This is a genomic window from Novosphingobium endophyticum (assembly GCF_014640675.1).
In the GTDB taxonomy this organism is placed as follows: Bacteria; Pseudomonadota; Alphaproteobacteria; order Sphingomonadales; family Sphingomonadaceae; genus Novosphingobium; species Novosphingobium endophyticum.
Genome location: NZ_BMHK01000086.1, coordinates 1 through 1,868, shown reverse-complemented (window position 1 = coordinate 1,868; position 1,868 = coordinate 1). Strand labels below are relative to the sequence as shown.

Annotated in this window: 3 protein-coding genes and 1 pseudogene; 3 read left to right on the top strand and 1 reads right to left on the bottom strand. The window is 61.7% G+C overall.

Annotated features, from left to right (window positions below; all coding sequences use genetic code 11):
• Nucleotides 1-57: 57 nt before the first annotated feature.
• Entirely contained in the window at nucleotides 58-639 is a 582-nt protein-coding gene (locus IEX32_RS20285) for a tyrosine-type recombinase/integrase (RefSeq protein WP_188773343.1), read from the bottom strand.
• Nucleotides 640-930: 291 nt separating this feature from the next.
• Here IEX32_RS20285 and IEX32_RS20860 point away from each other — a divergent pair, with 291 nt between their 5' ends.
• The 3 genes and pseudogenes from IEX32_RS20860 to IEX32_RS20855 all read left to right on the top strand — a co-directional run.
• A complete protein-coding gene (locus IEX32_RS20860; protein WP_308421070.1) occupies nucleotides 931-1,176 on the top strand; it encodes a type II toxin-antitoxin system RelE/ParE family toxin in 246 nt (81 codons plus the stop codon).
• Nucleotides 1,173-1,460 carry a helix-turn-helix domain-containing protein gene (locus IEX32_RS20275; RefSeq protein ID WP_188773342.1) on the top strand — a complete coding sequence of 96 codons (288 nt, stop codon included), beginning with the start codon at nucleotides 1,173-1,175 and terminating at the stop codon, nucleotides 1,458-1,460. Before IEX32_RS20860 ends, IEX32_RS20275 begins: the two co-directional genes overlap by 4 nt.
• Before the next feature lie 145 nt (nucleotides 1,461-1,605).
• Nucleotides 1,606-1,868, top strand: a pseudogene (locus IEX32_RS20855) (hypothetical protein); the annotation flags it as partial.

Genomic DNA, 1,868 nt, shown 5'->3' with positions numbered 1-1,868 from the left:
CGCCTGATTTGCACCATCTCGCCGAAGCGCGGATGGAAACGGTAGCTGATCCGGCCATCAGCCGGCTGTTCGTTGGCAGTATGTCGCCATTCTGAGCAGGATCTGGACGGCTCGCAGATTCCCTGTCGCCTTGTAAATCAGCGAGACTTTTGTGCGTTGCAGCGAATGGGTGCCGTATTCCCGCTTGTCCAGCCCCACGGTCGAGACCCACTCATCGACCAGGCGCGCATACTGCCGCGTGCTCAGGTGGCCGAGGTAGTCGATGCGGCTCGGGAAGGCGAAGTCGAGGACGGTGCCGCGGCGCCGTTCCAGCCATGTCGCCAAGCTCTTTCGGGCTTCTGTCATGATCTCAAACTGCACCGGTCTGCCGGTCTTCTGCTGGATGACAGTCGAGCGGTTGCGGATGCTTCCGCCGCTGGTGATATCTCCGATCTTGATCTTCACGAGGTCGCAGCCGCGCAGCTTGCTGTCGAGCGCCAGGTCGAACAACGCCCGATCGCGCAGTCGCTTGTGCTCGTCGAGGTAGAACCGGATGGCCCAGATGTCGCGTGGCTTGAGCGGGCGCTTGGGCCCGACATTCTGACCTGCGTTCCAAGGGCGCCGTTCATGGACGGCAGGGTCCAGGTCTGAGTATCCCATGGTGCTTCTCCAATGGCCAGAATGGCCACTCTGGAGGATACCGGATTTCGAAGCCGCGAATTGCGCGGCTCCTAGCGAAGCAAACAGAATATCGCCGAAGCGGCAATGCCTATGCGTTCGTGAGCATCGGAAGGGTGGGCCTGAGGTGCATATGCGTCATTGACATATGCGCCATTGGCGCATATGTGTTCCAGGCATGACCAGCTTGCAGGCCGTGGTGGAACTGCCCGAGTTTCTGCGGCGGGCTAAGGCGATCATGTCCGACGAGGACCGTGCTGCGCTCGTGAACTAATCGCCGCCTACCCGGAAACGGGCATCTCGCTAGGTGATGGGCTGCGCAAGGTCCGTATCGCTCGCGCGGGCGGCGGGAAGAGTGGCGGCTACCGGACCATCAATGTGTTCGGCGGCGTGCATATACCCATCTTCCTCGTCACCGTGTTCGCCAAGAACGAGAAGGACAATTTGACCAAAGCCGAGCAGGCGGAGCTGATCGCGATGAGCAAGGCCTTGCTCGCACGCTATGGAGACCGGATATGAGCGCTTATGACAGCATCAGGCAGGGTTTGGACGAGGCGCTGGCCTTCGCGGAAGGCAAGGAGACCGGTGCGCGCGTCCGCCAGGTGGAGGTGCCCACAGTTGACGTCGCCGCGATCCGGGCCAGCACGGGCCTGTCGCAGGGCGCGTTTGCGCGCAGCATCGGCGTTGCCAAAGGTACGCTGCTCAACTGGGAGCACGGCCGCCGACGTCCCACCGGCCCAGCTCAGGTGTTGCTCGCCATGATCGCCAAGAAGCCTTCGCTGGTCAGCGAGCTGTTACGCTAACAGCTTCTGTCCGCCCGGCAACGCGGAAAGCCGCCCTCTCCTGAAAATCGGCCGTTCTTGCGCAATTCTAACTTCCTGAAAGATCCCATGGGGGCTGGCGCTCTGGCAGAGTGCAGTTGCTAACCCAGACTCCGTGGAGGCAACCATGCTTGTAGCTGATCGACCCCAGGCGCCAGCCGCTATCCGTATTGATCTTGGCGCGATCTTTGTTTCGATGGAAATGAGTAAATCGACGTGGCTGATCACGTCGTTGTCGCCGGGTGCTGGCGAACGAATGTCGAAGCATGTCGTGCGCGCTGGCGACATAGCCACCGCCCCGGTCTCGCGCGACAATCGATATCGACGGGCGTTTGGCAAGCCAGGCCCGCGACGTCTCCAGTGCCCGATCCGGCAGCAAGGTGACCGGCT